Source organism: Imperialibacter sp., assembly GCF_048007035.1.
Taxonomy (GTDB): domain Bacteria; phylum Bacteroidota; class Bacteroidia; order Cytophagales; family Cyclobacteriaceae; genus Imperialibacter.
In genome coordinates this window covers 5788768-5804840 of record NZ_CP180355.1, presented here as the reverse complement: position 1 = coordinate 5804840, position 16073 = coordinate 5788768, and the positions used below count along the sequence as shown (strand labels likewise).

Annotated in this window: 17 protein-coding genes; 7 read left to right on the top strand and 10 right to left on the bottom strand. The window is 47.1% G+C overall.

Annotation, left to right across the window (positions count from 1 at the left end):
• Nucleotides 1-9: 9 nt before the first annotated feature.
• Nucleotides 10-243, top strand: a complete 234-nt coding sequence (locus ACMVP2_RS24775) for a hypothetical protein (RefSeq protein ID WP_416865556.1) — start codon at nucleotides 10-12, stop codon at nucleotides 241-243.
• Here the strand turns inward: ACMVP2_RS24775 and ACMVP2_RS24770 are convergent.
• The 5 genes from ACMVP2_RS24770 to ACMVP2_RS24750 form a co-directional block, all read right to left on the bottom strand.
• The gene (locus ACMVP2_RS24770) at nucleotides 233-1621 is read right to left on the bottom strand and encodes a c-type cytochrome domain-containing protein (protein WP_416865555.1); all 1389 of its coding nucleotides are present in this window, start codon (nucleotides 1619-1621) and stop codon (nucleotides 233-235) included. The two genes, ACMVP2_RS24775 and ACMVP2_RS24770, sit on opposite strands and share 11 nt — an antisense overlap.
• Before the next feature lie 18 nt (nucleotides 1622-1639).
• Nucleotides 1640-2557, bottom strand: a complete 918-nt coding sequence (locus tag ACMVP2_RS24765; RefSeq protein ID WP_339791468.1) for a sugar phosphate isomerase/epimerase — start codon at nucleotides 2555-2557, stop codon at nucleotides 1640-1642.
• A gap of 9 nt (nucleotides 2558-2566) precedes the next feature.
• Nucleotides 2567-4054, bottom strand: coding sequence for a DUF1501 domain-containing protein (locus tag ACMVP2_RS24760; protein ID WP_416865554.1), 1488 nt, complete (start codon nucleotides 4052-4054; stop codon nucleotides 2567-2569).
• A 2-nt stretch (nucleotides 4055-4056) separates the two neighbouring features.
• Nucleotides 4057-6768 carry a DUF1553 domain-containing protein gene (locus ACMVP2_RS24755; RefSeq protein ID WP_416865553.1) on the bottom strand — a complete coding sequence of 904 codons (2712 nt, stop codon included), beginning with the start codon at nucleotides 6766-6768 and terminating at the stop codon, nucleotides 4057-4059.
• Between the two features lie 108 nt (nucleotides 6769-6876).
• Nucleotides 6877-7932 carry a hypothetical protein gene (locus ACMVP2_RS24750; RefSeq protein WP_416865552.1) on the bottom strand — a complete coding sequence of 352 codons (1056 nt, stop codon included), beginning with the start codon at nucleotides 7930-7932 and terminating at the stop codon, nucleotides 6877-6879.
• A 97-nt stretch (nucleotides 7933-8029) separates the two neighbouring features.
• Here ACMVP2_RS24750 and ACMVP2_RS24745 point away from each other — a divergent pair, with 97 nt between their 5' ends.
• From ACMVP2_RS24745 to ACMVP2_RS24730, 4 genes are all read left to right on the top strand, one after another.
• On the top strand, nucleotides 8030-8620 hold the full coding sequence (locus ACMVP2_RS24745) for a TetR/AcrR family transcriptional regulator (RefSeq protein ID WP_416865551.1): 591 nt from the start codon (nucleotides 8030-8032) through the stop codon (nucleotides 8618-8620).
• A gap of 37 nt (nucleotides 8621-8657) precedes the next feature.
• A complete protein-coding gene (locus tag ACMVP2_RS24740; protein ID WP_339791461.1) occupies nucleotides 8658-9584 on the top strand; it encodes an alpha/beta hydrolase in 927 nt (308 codons plus the stop codon).
• A 142-nt stretch (nucleotides 9585-9726) separates the two neighbouring features.
• Nucleotides 9727-9936, top strand: coding sequence for a hypothetical protein (locus ACMVP2_RS24735; protein WP_339791459.1), 210 nt, complete (start codon nucleotides 9727-9729; stop codon nucleotides 9934-9936).
• A gap of 8 nt (nucleotides 9937-9944) precedes the next feature.
• Nucleotides 9945-10187: a type II toxin-antitoxin system RelE/ParE family toxin gene (locus ACMVP2_RS24730; RefSeq protein ID WP_339791529.1), complete on the top strand. Its 243-nt coding sequence runs from the start codon at nucleotides 9945-9947 to the stop codon at nucleotides 10185-10187.
• Between the two features lie 37 nt (nucleotides 10188-10224).
• Here ACMVP2_RS24730 and ACMVP2_RS24725 read toward each other — a convergent pair whose 3' ends face one another.
• From ACMVP2_RS24725 to ACMVP2_RS24710, 4 genes are all read right to left on the bottom strand, one after another.
• On the bottom strand, nucleotides 10225-11073 hold the full coding sequence (locus tag ACMVP2_RS24725) for a DUF2306 domain-containing protein (RefSeq protein ID WP_416865550.1): 849 nt from the start codon (nucleotides 11071-11073) through the stop codon (nucleotides 10225-10227).
• A 166-nt stretch (nucleotides 11074-11239) separates the two neighbouring features.
• The gene (locus ACMVP2_RS24720) at nucleotides 11240-11593 is read right to left on the bottom strand and encodes a hypothetical protein (RefSeq protein WP_416865549.1); all 354 of its coding nucleotides are present in this window, start codon (nucleotides 11591-11593) and stop codon (nucleotides 11240-11242) included.
• On the bottom strand, nucleotides 11590-12150 hold the full coding sequence (locus ACMVP2_RS24715) for an RNA polymerase sigma factor (RefSeq protein ID WP_416865548.1): 561 nt from the start codon (nucleotides 12148-12150) through the stop codon (nucleotides 11590-11592). The genes ACMVP2_RS24720 and ACMVP2_RS24715 overlap by 4 nt, the downstream gene beginning before the upstream one ends.
• Nucleotides 12151-12519: a hypothetical protein gene (locus ACMVP2_RS24710; RefSeq protein WP_416865547.1), complete on the bottom strand. Its 369-nt coding sequence runs from the start codon at nucleotides 12517-12519 to the stop codon at nucleotides 12151-12153. It abuts the gene before it with no gap.
• 296 nt (nucleotides 12520-12815) lie between these two features.
• Here ACMVP2_RS24710 and ACMVP2_RS24705 point away from each other — a divergent pair, with 296 nt between their 5' ends.
• Nucleotides 12816-13859, top strand: a complete 1044-nt coding sequence (locus tag ACMVP2_RS24705) for a helix-turn-helix domain-containing protein (RefSeq protein ID WP_416865546.1) — start codon at nucleotides 12816-12818, stop codon at nucleotides 13857-13859.
• 284 nt (nucleotides 13860-14143) lie between these two features.
• Here the strand turns inward: ACMVP2_RS24705 and ACMVP2_RS24700 are convergent, their stop codons facing one another.
• A complete protein-coding gene (locus ACMVP2_RS24700) occupies nucleotides 14144-15091 on the bottom strand; it encodes a hypothetical protein (protein ID WP_416865545.1) in 948 nt (315 codons plus the stop codon).
• 158 nt (nucleotides 15092-15249) lie between these two features.
• On the opposite strand from ACMVP2_RS24700, the gene ACMVP2_RS24695 reads away from it, so the two are divergent.
• A complete protein-coding gene (locus tag ACMVP2_RS24695; RefSeq protein ID WP_416865544.1) occupies nucleotides 15250-16002 on the top strand; it encodes an MBL fold metallo-hydrolase in 753 nt (250 codons plus the stop codon).
• Nucleotides 16003-16073 lie beyond the last annotated feature (71 nt).

Below are 16073 nucleotides of genomic sequence, written 5' to 3'. Positions count from 1 at the left end.
AAAGAAGACATGAAGGTATTCTCCATAAAAATCATTCTACTATTCTGCCTCACTCTGGGCCTGGCTCCCTTCTTCCCTGAGCCGCACATTTGGGGCAAAATCAAGTGGATAGCAGGCGGCGCTGTCGGCATGCAGCCCATGGACTGGTTCGATACAATTTTTCACGGATTCCCCTGGCTATTGCTGATCGGCTTTGGCATTGGTACTCTCATGAAAAAAAAGCCAGGGGTACTCAATAAATAATTTTACTGGTATCAGCCTCGATCAGCGGCATTTCGTAGCCACCAAGGTCTATCGAAGCATTTTCAAACATTTCCCGTAAAGCTGCAGTATCTGTCGGCTGCACCTCTGTTTGAAAGAGGAACAATTGCTGAAGACCGGCGTTACCTTGTAAAGTCTTGATACCGTCTCCTGTCACTGGATTATTAACAAGGTTCACATATTCCAATCTCGACAAAGGCTGCAATTTCGACATAAGGCTATCGTTCAATCCACAGTCTTTGAGACTCAGCTTCGTCAAGTTTTGCATCTTCCCAAGGTATTCAAGGTGTTCGGGCTGAAGGCCTTTTCCTGTCAAATCCAGCCACACACACTGTTTATTCAGGGACGTAAGCAACTGAAAAGCCTCGGTCATGTACTGCTGAGGCACATGCAAGAAGTTCACATTCAAATAGTTACTACCGTCGCTCACGGGTACAATACTCACCCCTAATGTGTCTAACCGGGTCACCAGCGCAACGTCTACCGGCTGAACCCTGTCTTTAGGAATATAGGCATAGGTAGCTGGTTTGTTGGTCGTAGCAGCATTGTACGCCATAATGAGACTATCGCTCCAGGCCAGTTCTTCCACTGTCTTGTCAAAAGAAGCGCCCGTGGCCACCCACTTTATTAAAACTGCTATCTCGGCTTTACTCAACTGGCTCTTCTCTTTAGGTGGCATATGGTCATCATTGTCAATCGGTAAGAGGATGTTTTCTATCAAATGACTTTCATCTGGTGAAGAAGCCACTATCACTTCTCCGTGCTTCCCTCCTTTCCGCATTTCTTCAGGTGAATCGAGTCTCAGCTTCCCCTTTTGGGTGCCGGGGCCGTGACAACTCTTGCATTTTCTATCCACAATATTGGCAATGGCCTGGTAGCCCAGCGTCTCTTTTGTCAGAACAATAGGCGGAACAGCCGCACCCTCTTTAGCAAACCACTCCGAGAGCGGCGGAGGCGTCAGAAAACCGTCTCCATGCGTAATGCTGCCTCCCAAGTGCCCGGTAATTACTAAAAGCAGTCCTGAAACAATCAGCGCCATTTTAAAAGCTTTCTCATTTCTCGAGTGCACAAAATATGCTACCCAACTAACAACGACAAGGCCTATGCCCATCCACTGATGCCAGTCGATCAGTTCGTTTGCGTAGCCGCCCGATTGTGAAAGTATCCAGCCTGTGAAAGCTGACAGCGTGGCTGAAACCGCCGCAAGAAAAAGTACAATGTGGTTAGCTCCCTTGAGGTAAGTGTAGTTTTCCTTTAAGCTCATGAAGCCAAAAAGGATGGCAATCATCAGCATACCAATAGGCAGGTGCACCAGCAGCGGGTGGAATTTTCCAATAAACGAAACGATACCGTAGTCCATAGAAGCCGAGCAGCGAGGTTATGAGGTGTATCGGTTTCTGATCAACTCAAGCATATAGCGATTGATGTCCCACTGATTGGCGACGGGTTGCCTCGTATAAGGAATGGTAGGCATATAGTCAGCCGGGCCAAATTCAGTCAGGAAGGTCATCGTATCGGCTCCGGCGTTTTTCCGGAGTTCAATGACTTTGTCCCACCAGGCCAGGTGCTGGTCAAGGGCCTCTTTCCATTCCGGCGCCCTAGGATCGTTCACCTGTGGACTTTCCGGATGCCCCACACGCAGGTGAATGTGCCTGGTGCGTTGTAAAGCCATGTCTACCGTTTCCTTTTGATCTTGCAGCAAAGTCTCGTGTACGTTACACCAATGTGAAATGTCCAGCGTCAATGTCAGATCCGGGTTTTTCTCAATGAAGTTTCTGGTAACCGGAGCCGAGTACATGATGCGGGAGCGATGCGTTTCGTGGTGAATGCCAACACCCGACTCTTTGCTGACTTTGATGGTCAGGTCAATAAATTGTTTGTTTTGCTCGTAGGAAAAGAAGTCTTTGCCGGAGTGACAGTTGATGTACAAAGGCTTCATCTTTGCAGCGGCCCGAAGATTCGTTTCAAAGAGTTCAAAATGAGGCTGAAATTCAGGCTGGTATGCACCCACAAGAAAGCCATATTCTAATCCATTGGCTTTGGTGGCATTCACCAACCTTTCTCTATCTCCGGCATCGGTTGGATACCATACCTCCAGCCCGTCATAGCCATAGCTTTTGATTTTTTTGCAAAAGTCCTCTATGGTATCCCCATCTCCCCAGTTGGTAGCCAGTATTTTAATCTTCATATCAGGTGTGTTGGTTTGTTTTCGCTTGGAGGCCAGCAGTGGTGAGGCCGCCAGCCCCACTCCTATGCCTGCCCCCAAAGTGGTTCCAATAAAATCTCTTCTTTTCATCTAAGGTGATCAACTCAAAATCTCCGTCAGCACCCTTCCATGCACATCCGTTAACCTGAACGGGCGCCCCTGGAATTGGTAGGTGAGCTTTTCATGGTCAAAGCCCAGCTGGTGAAGAATGGTAGCCTGAATATCGTATGTAAGCGCTTTGTCTTTCACGGCTGCATAGCCTATCTCATCGGTTTCCCCAAAGCTGAAGCCTTTCTTGATCCCACCTCCGGCCATCCAGATGGTGAATGCTTCCACATGGTGGTCACGGCCCAGGTAAGGATTAGCCTTGCCCTCCCTGTTTTCCAGCATCGGCGTTCGGCCAAACTCTCCCCCCCACACCACCAGTGTTTCATCCAGCAGACCCCGTTGTTTCAAATCAAGGATCAGTGCTGTTGTGGCTCTGTCCACCTGCCGACATTTGCCCTGCAGGCCAGCCCCAACAGATGCGTCCGGGCCTGTGCCGTGCGTGTCCCAGCCCCAGTCGTAGAGCTGCACAAAACGCACCCCATTTTCTACCAGCTTGCGAGCCAGCAGCACATTGTTGGCAAAGCTGGCCTTGCCAGGAGTCACTCCGTACATGTCTTTGATGTACTGGGGCTCTGAATCGATATTCATCACTTCCGGTGCCGACATTTGCATGCGGAAAGCCAGCTCATACTGAGAAATGCGAGTCAACGTTTCCGGGTCATTGAACTCCTCATGTGTTTCCTGATTCACTTTGTTAATGGCATCAATCGATGCTTTGCGCAAATCACGGGTTACGTTATCGGGGTTGTTGATGAACAATACCGGATCGCCGACTGAGCGGCACTGAATCCCCTGATAAACACTGGGTAAAAAGCCACTTCCCCACACGCTTTTTCCTGCATCGGGTGTGCTACCACCAGAGGTTAGCACCACAAAGCCTGGCAGGTTCTGGTTTTCCGTCCCCAGTCCGTAGGTCACCCAGGAGCCCATGCTTGGCCTGCCTAGTCTGGCTCCGCCTGTGTGCATCAGCAGTTGAGCAGGTGCATGGTTGAACTGGTCAGTTTCCAGGGCCTTCACAAAAGTGATATCGTCGGCAATGCTGTGCAGGTGCGGCAGGAAATCAGAAATCCATGCGCCACTTTGGCCTCGTTGCTTGAAATTGGCCTGAGGCCCCAGCATTTTGGGCACCCCCCGAATAAAGGCAAAACGTTTCCCATCGAGGAATGACGCTGGGCAGTCTTGACCATTGAGCTTTTGTAGCTCAGGTTTGTAATCAAAAAGCTCCAGTTGTGACGGAGCGCCAGCCATGTGCAAATAAATCACCGACTTGACCCGTCCGGGAAAATGAGGAGCTTTTGGCGCCATCGGGTTGCCTGAAGCAAATGAGTTCAAATTGGAACCTGTGTCGCAGCCGCACAAAACAGACGATAAAGCCATGGCTCCCATGCCCATCCCGCAGTCTTTGAGGAAGTGCCGCCTGGTTTTGAGCCTGGCCTGCTCTATGTTCGCTTCATGAATCAGTTTCTCGTAGTTGGTCATGGCTAATTCCTCGTTACAAATTCATCCAAATTTAGAATGGCTGCGGCCACCAATTGCATCGCCTGGGTTTCAGCATCTTCCTCCCCTTCATAGCTTCTGAGTGCTTGGTTGTACAGGTTTTCTAATGCCTCACTCTTCATTGGTGTAATGGGCTTTTTCATCGCCGCCTTGTATCCCCAGGCTATATGATCAGCCGTCGACTCTCCCGATTGCTTCATCTTGAGCGCTAGGTGATGGGCAGCTTCCACATACACAGAGTCGTTGAGCAGGACCAGGGCTTGAAGTGGTGTGTTGGTCCGTATCCTGCGGGCCACGCACACTTCTCTGGCGGTGGCGTCAAAAGTGAGCATGGCCGGATAAGCACTGGTGCGCTTCCAGTAAGTATACACACCACGCCGGTATTGATCCTCTCCTTCGCTCTGCTTCCAGTCGGCATTGGAGTAGGCAGAATTCCAAATTCCTTTAGGTTGATAAGGCATCACGCTGGGGCCATACATTTTATGACTCAACAGGCCGCTAACTGCCAATGCCTGGTCACGCAGTTGTTCTGCTGAGAGCCTGGTGCGTGGTGCCCTTGCGTAGTATTGATTAAATTGATCTTTTTCAAGCACCTCGTCGGTCGCCACTGAACTTTGTCTGTAAGTGGCCGACATCACCATGGTCTTCAGTATTTGCTTCAGGCTCCAGTCATGCTCATTCACGAGCTGCCACGACAGGTAGTCCAGCAGTTCCGGGTGCGTTGGCTCTATGCCCTGGCTGCCTAGGTCCTCAAGCGTTTCCGCCAATCCCTGACCATATAGTTGCTCCCAAAGTCGGTTAATGATCGTTCTTGCTGTAAGTGGGTTGGCAGGATCCGTCAGCCACATGGCCATGCCTAGCCTGTTGGCCGGCGCCCCGTCCGGCAAATCCGGGAAGACTTCAGGAACGCCGGGCTCCACCTTCTCCCCTTTTACCAGCCAGTTACCTCTTTCGAACACGTGGCTTTCTCTTGCCATTCCCGGAGGATTTTCCACCATAATGGGCGTCGTCTCCACTTTGGCGTTCACCAGCTCCCAGTAGGTACTTTGGGCGTCATCGGCCGCTTCACCCCCAGGAAACTGGCTGGAGAAATGAAACCAGTCAAAGAAAATACCGTTGGCCGCCGGGTTAGTAAGGCTGGGGCTTTCGTAGGAAAGATAAACATGGTGGCGTCCTTCTACCCCGGCAAAAGAAAGCGTGTCGATTACCCATTTACCACCCGTATCTCTCATTTTCAGCTCTTTGAGCACACTACCGCTTTTTCGGTCGTCCAGTCTGATCGTCCAGGTGCCGTCCTTTATATTGGTTCGGTAGCGGTAAGTGAGTAAATTCCTGGCCGTCAGCTCCACGCTGGGCAGCCGTGCCACTCCATGATTTCGGAACACCAGCCACTTGGTATCGGCAAGCTCTGCATCGACAAATTCGTCGGCCGTGATCGAATTGATGGCGGGCTGCCAGGTCTTCACAAACTGGACAACTTCCTTCGTTTTGGATGGCGTCGCATTTTCTTCAAGCCAGTTCTTCAGAGAGACCAGTTTGGTGCTGTCTTCTTCTTCAAAATGCCTCAGTAAAGGATATTCGTCATAAGTGTCTTCGTCCCTCGAATTATTGAAAAATGCGGCAAATCTATAATAGTCTTCATGCCTGATTGGATCATAAGGGTGACTGTGGCACTGCACGCAGGCGAAAGTAGTGCCCATCAGCACCTCCCAGGTAGTATTGACACGGTCAAGTACGGCAGCTACTCTGAACTCCTCATTGTCGGTGCCGCCTTCATCGTTGGTCATGGTATTCCGGTGGAAGGCTGTGGCAATGAGCTGGTCATCGGTGGGATTGGGCAAAAGGTCTCCTGCCAGCTGTTCCGTGAGAAATTCATCGTAAGGCTTGTCTTCATTGAATGCCTTTATCAGCCAGTCACGGTAATGCCAGATTTCCCGGCCCGGATCCCGCTCGTAGCCCTTAGTATCAGCATAGCGGGCTAAATCGAGCCACATAGCTGTCCAGCGCTCGCCATAAGCAGGGTCGGCCAGTAATGCGTCCACCACCTCTTCATAGGTTATTGGGTTCTCTTCAGTCAGAAAAGCTTCTACCAACTCATCAGACGGTGGCAGGCCGGTCAAATCCAGGCTTACTCTTCGCAGCAATATGTCTTTCGGTGCCTCCGGTGAAGGCTGCAGACCCACCTCGGAAAGCTTTTTTCTTATGAACAGGTCTATAGGTTGTTCCGAAGCGGCCGCTTCACTTTCCTTCAAAGAAGCAAAAGACCTGGGGGCCGGCAGTTCTGGCCTCTCCACCGGCTGATAGGCCCAATGCTCTCCCCATTCTGCCCCTTCGTCAATCCACCTTCTTAAAATGTCAATTTCTTCGTCAGAAAGTGGCTTCTTCTTGTAAGGCATTTTCACCTCCGGGTCATTGGCCAGGAGCCTTCTCATTAGCTCGCTTTCGTCGGCATGACCCGGGATAATAGCCGGCTTACCTGACTTGGTATCACCCAGGGCCTCTTCTCTGAACAGCACACTAAAGCCACCGTTCTTTTTCACACCACCATGGCAAGTAATACAATGCTGGTTAAGAATGGGCTTGACTTCCGAGCTGAAGTCAACTTTTTTCTGGGGATACATTTGCCAGACGGCTAGTCCTATTGCAAAGGCCAGGACAGGCAAAATAAGGAACCGGTAGTTAAGCAGGTGTTTCATAAAATACGACACCCTAATTACAAAAAAATCAGAGGAAAAACGATATAGAATGGGATTAAAGAGGTTACTCTGTGCGCTTCGGTACAGCGTAACCTCTTTAATTCGTTCTCAACTCACATCAAACGCCGACACATAAACCGGTCCCTTCATCGTAGCCAGGTCTACCCCATTCGATTTTACTACCACGTCCACCTGTTTGGGCTTGCGAAGCTTGCTCACCAACCCAAGGCCAAGTGACTGCATTACAGGGAATAGTCTGGAAGTCGGGTCGATACAAATGACTGCTGAGTAGACACCATTTACTGCAAGCGCATGTGCCAGTAGTGTGGCCAGCTTCTTTTCGTGGCCCGGCTTGTAGTACACTCCTTCTATAGTGACAAAGCGATAGTTGGGGTGAAAGATCTTGCTCAGAAGTCGCACTTTTGGGAAAACATTCATCATCACTTTGCCAGCCTTTCCCGGCATATCATGAACCTTCCAATTCTCCGGATTTGCCTGAATGCCTGCCACTATTTCTCCCTGTTCTCTGATCACAAAGTAGTTCTCTTTGTAGAAAAGGTTCTCGTCGGTTACAAGTACATGGTCGCTGTAAAACTTCAGCAGCCTGGGCTTAAAGTTGTCCCATTCATCCGGCGATAACTTCTCAACAGTTTTACTCAACCGTGGATTGAACCGGCTAAACACCAGCGACACAAAGGAACCGACCTTTTCAAAGCCGAAGCTCTTCACAAATGCTTCCGATCTAACATTTCCGCCATCGATGTACGCATAAAAAAAATGGGGAGCCTTTGCTTCAAAATCCGCACCGCTAAGCAACGAGCGAATCTCCCGACGCAACACCCCGTCTTCCTGAGGTCGTTCTATGTACTTGTCGCCCAGTTTTCTCAACGAAGGATGAAAGGTGAAGTACCTCACATAATACGATTCGCCCACAACGCCTCTGTTGCTTGTTTCCCGTTTACAAAAGCAACAGGTGGCTATCACTTTGGTTCTGCGCACCAGGCTGACAAAAAATGGCTGGGGAATGAACGTATACTTCTCTGCAGCCTGCAAGTGCTGATACACCATGCTCTTTCCCGGCGTGCCAATGACATTATCGTCCAGCAGTTCTTTCACCCCCTCAGTAGGCACCCTGTCAAAGTTCAACAACTTCAAATCCGGCATAGGCTGCCAAAATTAGATTTTCTATTCCTTCTATGAAACCTTTCGTGTGATAGTCCGTATTTTGATTTTAAAATACCGATCGGTATATTTGTATCTTATGAGAAACCCTGAGGTAACCAAACAGCTGATTGTAGAGAAAGCTATCTCCCTGTTCAATACGCAGGGCTACCGGGCTACGTCATTGTCTGACATTACCAAAGCCGCCGGTATTACCAAAGGGGCCATTTACGGAAACTTCAAAAACAAGGATGAGGTAGCGGAAGCTTCTTTCGAATATGCCATCGAAGTGGTGATGCAGGAAATGAAGGAGAGGATCAGCGCTGCGGAAACAGCTCCGCTAAAGCTGAAAGCTATTGTGAATTATCACGAAGAGTACATAAAATCACCACCTTTTTCAGGAGGATGCCCGATTATTAATACCAGCGTAGAAGCAGACGACAACTACCCTCAATTGAGATCGAAAGCTATTCGATCCGTCGGTATCATGAAAACCTCCATTACCAAAATATTGGCCCGTGGTATCAGGGAAAGACAAATTGATGCCAGTGTCAATGCTGAGGCTATTGGGATGATGATTTATACTTCTATTCAGGGAGCAATTGTGCTTTCGAAGGTCGAAGGTGATGGGCAGTCATACAGTGTCGTAAAGAAATACCTTCATTCACTCATTGATTCAATAACAGTCTAATTTTTTTACCTTATTAAATACCAATCGGTATATATCTATGAAAAAAGTACTTATCCAAACATCAAGCGAAGAAAAGAAAGTAAAGAAGCCAGCCAAAAAGGCCAATACACAAATGGAATGGCTGATCAAGGGTTTGCTTACACTACAGCATGTGTCACCGAAATTAACCTCTTCCATTATCTGGAACCAGTTCACCAAAACCCCGAGGGTGAGGTTCAACGACAAACAGCATGCCTTGATTGAAAAGGCCGAAATTAGCGTCATCAAGTACAGGGGAAATGACCTTAAGGCCTACCGGTGGCAGCCCTCAGGCAACAGCAACGGCAAAACCATCTTGCTGTCTCATGGCTGGGGTTCTAAAATCGCTGATTTCCGACGGATGATTGAAACAATTGTAGCAGAGGGCTATACGGTTGAAGGCGTTGACATGAAGGGACATGGCTTGTCAGCGGGCACTCACACCGCACTCCCAGAAATACGAGACGTGCTAAAAACCCACTATTCACGAAACGGCCCGTACCATGCCGTGGTGGGTTATTCCATCGGCGGACTGGCCGCCGGGCTGACGGTGAATGAAATGAGCACCGCCTTCCACCCCAATCATTTAATTATTATTGCTACGCCACCTTACACCCGGTATTTCTTCCAGGAAATCATTGACCAGGTCGGCTGCAAGGAGCGGGTGTTCACCGAAATGTGTGAATTGGTAGAAAAGCACTACCATGAATCCATCGACTATTTCGACCTCAGGAACAAGGCCGACAACCTGAAGCACCTCGACCTGCACATGATTTACGACGAGCACGACAAAACAGTACCTTTCACCAAGGGCCTCGAACTCAACGAAATGCTACCGATGTCGTCGTTCGTACATGTAACCGGCACCAGCCATAACCAGATCATTGCTGACGAGAAGGTGATTGGGTATATTTTGGATGCGGTGGCGGTAAAAGCTGAAGTCTGATGAGAAAGTTAGCTTACTCAGCTCCCTTATTACTTGCTAAAATAGTCACAAGTAGTCTAAAAATAACCGTCAGTAAAGAGTCTAAAGCAAGTGCAATTCTACGTTTCTCCAATAAATTAATTCGTTAACTTTACGTTATATCTTGAAAAATCCTACCATGAAAGGAGTGACCTTCATTAGTGACGAAAATAATAAAAAGCGTTTCGTTCAAATAGATCTTGAACAACTTGAAGAACATCAGGGGAAAATTGAAGAATTGCTGGACGTAGTCATTTCAGAAAGCAGAAAGAATGATGATGAGATTAGCTGGGAAGAGCTGAAAAAACAGCTAAAAGCAGAAGGCAAGCTCTAGTGTATTGAATCAATTTCAAACGGAAGGCGGGAAAGGAACTCCTAAAGCTACCAAGTCAAGCAGTACAGGAAATATCTTCTTCAATCGACGCTCTAGCAGAAAACCCCAGACCGGACGGTAGCAAAAAATTAAAGGGGAGTAATGAAAGCCTGTGGCGAATTCGTGTTGGTGACTACAGAGTAATTTATGCTATTGAAGACAAGATCAAAATTGTCAGTGTGAGGAGAATTGGGCATCGAAAGGATATCTAGAGGTAGGCTTCCTTTTCATTACTTGGTTCTTGCCTTCCTAACCCATCAACCACCCAACAATCGCAGGCCCCCAGTACATCTTGGTGAAATAGTAAGTACCCAGCCCTAAAAACCCGGTGGTAAGTAGCAGAATGAAAGCAACGCCATAGTTGTACAGGGCCGTTCTGTTGGCTTTTTGGGAACGAACAAAAAGCTCCACCACCAGCAGGTTAGGCAAGTAGAAGAAGAAAGCCATCACCCGGTCGAATAAACCAGTGAAATGCTCGGTGTGCCCAAGGCGATCGGTAAAGGAAAACCAAAAGCCGTAGTCCATCCTGTAAAGCCAGGAGCCAATGGCAAGGGCGTAGAGCCGCAAAGCCCATACCCGGTGAAGGTCGATGCTGCGTGCGGCGGCGTGCCTGTAGGTTTGAATGCCTGCAATGAACATCAATACGCCGTAAAGCCCAAAGCCTATGTCCATCACCGTGCCGCCAATGGTGCCCTTTACGAAGATAAAAGTCAGCCCGCCGACGGCAGCAAGCAGACAAGCGACAACATACACACGGCCAACCCAACGATGAAACGCCGGGTAACTATTTCTGACAGCATCAATCAGTTGAATGCTTCCGAGAATGAGAATGATTCCCCCTGCGGCAAAGTGCAGGCCAATACCGGAAGTGGCTGCTGCGTCACCTTCCCGGTAAAGATTGGGGAGCAGGTCGTTCCATTTGTCCAGGTTACCTCCAGCCAGCGGAGCAGCGTAGAAGGCCAGGATATAAAGACCAAAAAGGCCTGCGCTGACCCACACCATGGTAACGAGCAGGGTCTTTGACCATTGGAGTACCTTATCACTGGTAACTGATTGGGGAGCTGGCTGTGTGCTTGAAACTGAATCGGAAAATGACATTAGCTGATCAAAAAATTATGCGACAAAAAAAGTTGGTTACAATTTAAAACAGTTTGCTCGCTTGTTAGAGCCATTGGCCTTTTTTCTTACCTCAAAATTCAAACTTTAAACCTTGAAGCAACCTGTTTAGTACAGGATATTGCAAGAGCATAGACTCGAGCTGCGTTTAATCGTTGAACACATCCATCTCTCCCCTGCTAAACTGCCTGGCTTTATAAAGGCGATCGACCAGAAACAGTATCAAGAGCACAAATGGAACCTGAAGTACAAAGGACGGAATCGTCAGTTCCCACTCACCCAGAGACACCTCCAGATTTGAAATGGAGAACATGGCCACGAGACCGAGGACAAATCCTACACCAAAGCACACATACATCCTTCTTATGTACTTGTGGGTTACTGAAAAGCGCTTTGCTTCTCTGAAGACCTGGTCCATGACCACCTCTTCAAAGTTTTCGTCAAGCTCTGTTAACTCTTTTTTAGCCAACAGCTTTTTTAGCCGATCGTTTTCTGATATCATAGCAACTCTCTGGTTTCTGACTTTAGTAACTGGCTCAAATGACCGTAGAAAGCTTTCTTCCCTCGTAGTAGTAACATCTTCACTTTCGATTCTGACCATCCGCTCATTGTCCTGATCTCACTGATGCTGTTCTCCTGTAAATAGAAGAGCTCAAGTGCCAGGGCATACTCGGCAGGTAACTTTTCAAGCGCCATAGAAATGCACCTGCTTTGATCAGCTTGTATGATAGATTGCATCGTGTTCTCTACCTGTAACGTATCGGCTTCCGGCAAGTCATCAATTGTCATGGTGGCCTGTATTTTTACTGGCTTTGCTTTTCGCAGTGATTCGTTGATGACAATTCTACCTAACCATGTTTTAAAGAGCGATTCTCTTCGAAACGTGTGCAATTTCTGAAAAGCCTTGATAAACGACTCCTGAACAGCCTCTTCAGCAAGGTATTGATTCTTCAGAATAGCGAATGCCATTGAAAAAGCATACTTCTTGTAAGTGGATACAAAGTACCGAAAGGCCTCTGTGTCACCATCGAGCACTTTTTGAAGGTAGAAATCATCCATCTATTGTCTTTTCTTCCTTTCTATGCTGTTGCCAACAATCAGTCCGATGGCTCCAAATAAAAACATCAGGGAGAGAGACAGAAAGGGAAGAATATTATTGTACGGATCAACCTTTGTTTGTTGCAGGAAAAGAAATATGGTGATCCCAATGGCAAAACCCAGTGCACAACCAAGGATGGTGTAGCCCAGGATGAACCAGGGGAAGTGTGTTTCTCTTTTTTTATACACCTCTGATATGTCAGTCCCCTTCTCAATCAAAAGCATTTTTTCGCTGTTTCTGAACTTGAGGTAATAGTAGTAGCCAAAGAACACCGTGGCAAAAAAGCCGAGCCACACAATTGCCTCAAATATTTTTCTGATAATGTCCATTTTACTTTTTCTATTGAGTTATGTATCTCTTTAATTACTCATTAGATACATGGACCAAAGAAAAAGTCACAATTAACTATTTGATCCGCTTGTGGACAATATTGCCCAACTCCCCGACAACTTTCTTTTGCTATCGGATACAAAACAGTAGATTAAAGTAAAGTTTTGCACCCTACCCAAACGATTCATTGCTCAACACGATCAACATCATCGGATTTGTCCAGGCGGTCTTTGGTATTCTGGTTTTTTTAACCAAACGTCCAAAGCATCTGAGCTTTACTCTTTTGGCCGTCTGGATGGCGGTTATATCTATTCATTTAGGAGCCAGCCTGCTTCCCTTCCGGGTGGTGGACTATTTCAAACCCGGTATTTTCCCCATCTCATTTCTTTCTGGGCCGCTCCTGTACCTCTATATTAGTTCACTAACTGTCGAAAATTTCAAACTAAAGCCGCAGCACCTGATTCATTTGCTGCCATTACTCCTGGTCGCTATTCATCGGTCGATCATTCCGGTAGTGGACATTGCCAGCAGCTCCGATTTGTCGGAAAATCCCAATTTCGTTTATAACAAAGTATACTATTCTCTGATAATGGTATCGGCCCTCTTGTACTGGGTTTTGGGCTGGCGGCTCCTTATCAAACACCGGAAAAATATTCCCCTTTACTTTTCCAACTACTCAGGCAAAAATTCTTTGAACTGGCTACTGTTCGTGTTGTCGTTATTTTTGGTGGTATTCATAGCCAGCTTTATTAGCTTTTTCATCAACAATATTCTGGGACTGGGAATTGTGAGCTACACAAAGACAGCTACCAACATGACCATTTTCACTTTTATTATGGTCTACTTCGGCATCAATCAGTCGGCCATTTACTCAAAAAAGAAACCTATGCTGGCACCTCATTACCCGCACGCACCAGCCGAAGAGCCAGATTATAAACCAGCCAACACCCCTCTTACGCAGGATCAGGTCGAGTCGCTGTCGGCAATGGTAACAAACTACCTGATTGAAAATAGGCCCTACCGGAATCCGGAGTACAACCTGCAGATGATGGCCGACGACCTGCAGATATCGAGGCATAAATTGTCGCACATTATCAATTCGGGGCAACAAAAGAACTTCTATAAGTTCATCAACCAGTTCCGGGTGGCTGAAGTAAAGTTGATGCTGACCGACCATTCTTACCAACACTATTCCGTGCTAGGCATCGCCATGGAGTGCGGATTCAATGCCAAGACCAGCTTCAATCGTATCTTCAAAGAAGAGACCGGACTAACCCCTACAGAATATAAACTGGCGCTTGAGAAGGAAGCCAGAGCACGCAAACCGTCGTTTGGTTGACCAGCTTTCCTGCCGAATCTATTTTAAACTAGTACCAACTTATCCATTAGTACGTCGTCCACCCTCACAAGTAATAGATTTGAATAGTGACGCTCCAAAATGGCGATGGAGGTCAATCATGCATTTCAAGATAACACCTATTCAAAATATAATAAGTAGGGGTGGCGAGGACATTGTGAAAGGTTCTATCCATATATAACTCTTCATTAGTGGCAAGCGCCAACACAAGCAAGTGAAAAGCGCTTGTCTCACCCCTCTTTTAAATAACTGCTCTTGAATAAAAACTACTCAACTGACTTAATGCCATGTCTTTGCCGATGCAATGCAAGCAATTCGTCAAAAATAGGCTCATTCGATAAATCTGCCGCTAATTGATAGTATTTGGTTGCATCCGGATAATAACTAGAAAATTCCAAGTGGAAGCCCATTTCGAGGGCTTTTACCGCTAATATCGGCTCACACATCTCCGGAAGGTAATTATATTCTCTTTCGATCTTTATTCCGACATCATAAGATCGAAAATCAGAGTCTGTTACATCGCACACGTTGACGATAAAAAGACTACCATGCTCCATGAACTTTGAAAAGTCAACAGTTGTACTGTAGCCGTTGACCTCAATTAGGTCAACTTTCTCTTCAAAAATATCGCTAATCTCAACCTTGAAGGAAGTATGAAGATCCATGTCTCTTGCCTCCCACATTAGGCACAGCGTCGGATTTTTTCTGGAAATAGTTTGTACTCCAGCAATAGGAAGAACAAATTCTATCGGATAGCTGACGCACCGAACTACTGCTCCTGTATTGTGCATCCGGGAGTGATCTGCGGAAAATAACCCTTCAAAATCGATACGTGGAGCTCCTTGATCTGGAATAATATTGAGCTGATTTGCAATGTTCTCGGCAATATTTGAAATAGCGATGACCGTGTCACCAGAGAATTCCAAAAAGTGGCCCGTATGATGTGCCAAGATCAAATAACTCTCTGATGATAATATTATTGTATCTCCCATGGACAATAATCGAAATCTCACAAGGGAAGAATCTTCATTTGAAAGGATTGCGTCTTGAGCATGAACCACCTTAAATGGCTTTTTATCAGTTTCGTGATCATAAAAATGCACCTGATGGCTGGAGCTACCTCGAATTCTCGTGCAACCAATCGCTGCCATTGAAAGCATCATAAAAATCAATATCCTTATACGGCCATGCATATTCAAAAACAAATTAAGCATTGTTTCAGAATGATGGGATAATATCAGCTAACTAATCGCTAAGTATTTCCATCTTTTTCATTCTCGATTCCTCTGACTAACATTACAGAAACATTCAATACTCCTATCCAGTTATAACCAGATAACTTATCTTTCCAATAGTTAAAAAATCTGCAACCATGAAAAAGACCCTACTCAAGGCAATCGTACTTTCGTTGGCCCCATTTATGGCGCTGGCCCAACCAGACAAAATCAAAACCAATAAAGGCGACCTCACCATCACTCCGATCACCCATGGCACTGTGGCCTTTCAGTGGAATAACCTGACGGTATTCGTCGACCCTTACGGCGGCGCTGACCTGTTCAAAGGCCTCCCCGCTCCTGACCTTATCCTTATCACTGATATTCACGGCGACCACCTGAACCAGGAAACGTTGGATGGGCTGGATCTTTCCAAAGCGAAGATTGTGGTGCCACAAGCTGTAGCTGATCAAATCGCCGAGAAAAACAAAAGCCAACTGGTGATCATTGGCAACGGTCAAAGCACTGACCAAATCGGGCTCAACATCAAAGCCATTCCTATGTACAACCTGCCCGAAAGCGCCGATTCTCGTCACACTAAAGGCAGAGGCAATGGTTACATTGTCAATTTTGGTGGTAAGAATGTTTACCTGTCGGGTGACACGTCCGACATACCCGAAATGCGTAACCTGAAAGGAATCGACGTGGCGTTTGTCTGCATGAACCTGCCCTACACCATGGATGTGGATGCGGCCGCAAGTGCTGTCATCGACTTTAAGCCGGGCATTGTTTATCCTTACCATTACCGTGGACAAGGTGGGCTCAATGATGTAGATAAGTTCAAAGCGCTGGTGAACAAAGGCGCCAGCAAGGTGGATGTGAGGCTGAGGCAGTGGTATCCTGCACAATAATTGAAATAAACCCGTTTGGTATTATCAACTCAACCAAGGCCTGTCCCCCGACAGGCCTTTTTTAATGGCCA

What these genes read in the sequence shown, in the direction of transcription:
- ACMVP2_RS24775 (WP_416865556.1), top strand. Translation starts at nt 10, where the DNA reads ATGAAGGTATTCTCCATAAAAATCATTCTACTATTCTGCCTCACTCTG.
- ACMVP2_RS24770 (WP_416865555.1), bottom strand. Translation starts at nt 1,621, where the DNA reads ATGGACTACGGTATCGTTTCGTTTATTGGAAAATTCCACCCGCTGCTG.
- ACMVP2_RS24765 (WP_339791468.1), bottom strand. Translation starts at nt 2,557, where the DNA reads ATGAAAAGAAGAGATTTTATTGGAACCACTTTGGGGGCAGGCATAGGA.
- ACMVP2_RS24760 (WP_416865554.1), bottom strand. Translation starts at nt 4,054, where the DNA reads ATGACCAACTACGAGAAACTGATTCATGAAGCGAACATAGAGCAGGCC.
- ACMVP2_RS24755 (WP_416865553.1), bottom strand. Translation starts at nt 6,768, where the DNA reads ATGAAACACCTGCTTAACTACCGGTTCCTTATTTTGCCTGTCCTGGCC.
- ACMVP2_RS24750 (WP_416865552.1), bottom strand. Translation starts at nt 7,932, where the DNA reads ATGCCGGATTTGAAGTTGTTGAACTTTGACAGGGTGCCTACTGAGGGG.
- ACMVP2_RS24745 (WP_416865551.1), top strand. Translation starts at nt 8,030, where the DNA reads ATGAGAAACCCTGAGGTAACCAAACAGCTGATTGTAGAGAAAGCTATC.
- ACMVP2_RS24740 (WP_339791461.1), top strand. Translation starts at nt 8,658, where the DNA reads ATGAAAAAAGTACTTATCCAAACATCAAGCGAAGAAAAGAAAGTAAAG.
- ACMVP2_RS24725 (WP_416865550.1), bottom strand. Translation starts at nt 11,073, where the DNA reads ATGTCATTTTCCGATTCAGTTTCAAGCACACAGCCAGCTCCCCAATCA.
- ACMVP2_RS24720 (WP_416865549.1), bottom strand. Translation starts at nt 11,593, where the DNA reads ATGATATCAGAAAACGATCGGCTAAAAAAGCTGTTGGCTAAAAAAGAG.
- ACMVP2_RS24715 (WP_416865548.1), bottom strand. Translation starts at nt 12,150, where the DNA reads ATGGATGATTTCTACCTTCAAAAAGTGCTCGATGGTGACACAGAGGCC.
- ACMVP2_RS24710 (WP_416865547.1), bottom strand. Translation starts at nt 12,519, where the DNA reads ATGGACATTATCAGAAAAATATTTGAGGCAATTGTGTGGCTCGGCTTT.
- ACMVP2_RS24705 (WP_416865546.1), top strand. Translation starts at nt 12,816, where the DNA reads ATGGCGGTTATATCTATTCATTTAGGAGCCAGCCTGCTTCCCTTCCGG.
- ACMVP2_RS24700 (WP_416865545.1), bottom strand. Translation starts at nt 15,091, where the DNA reads ATGCTTAATTTGTTTTTGAATATGCATGGCCGTATAAGGATATTGATT.
- ACMVP2_RS24695 (WP_416865544.1), top strand. Translation starts at nt 15,250, where the DNA reads ATGAAAAAGACCCTACTCAAGGCAATCGTACTTTCGTTGGCCCCATTT.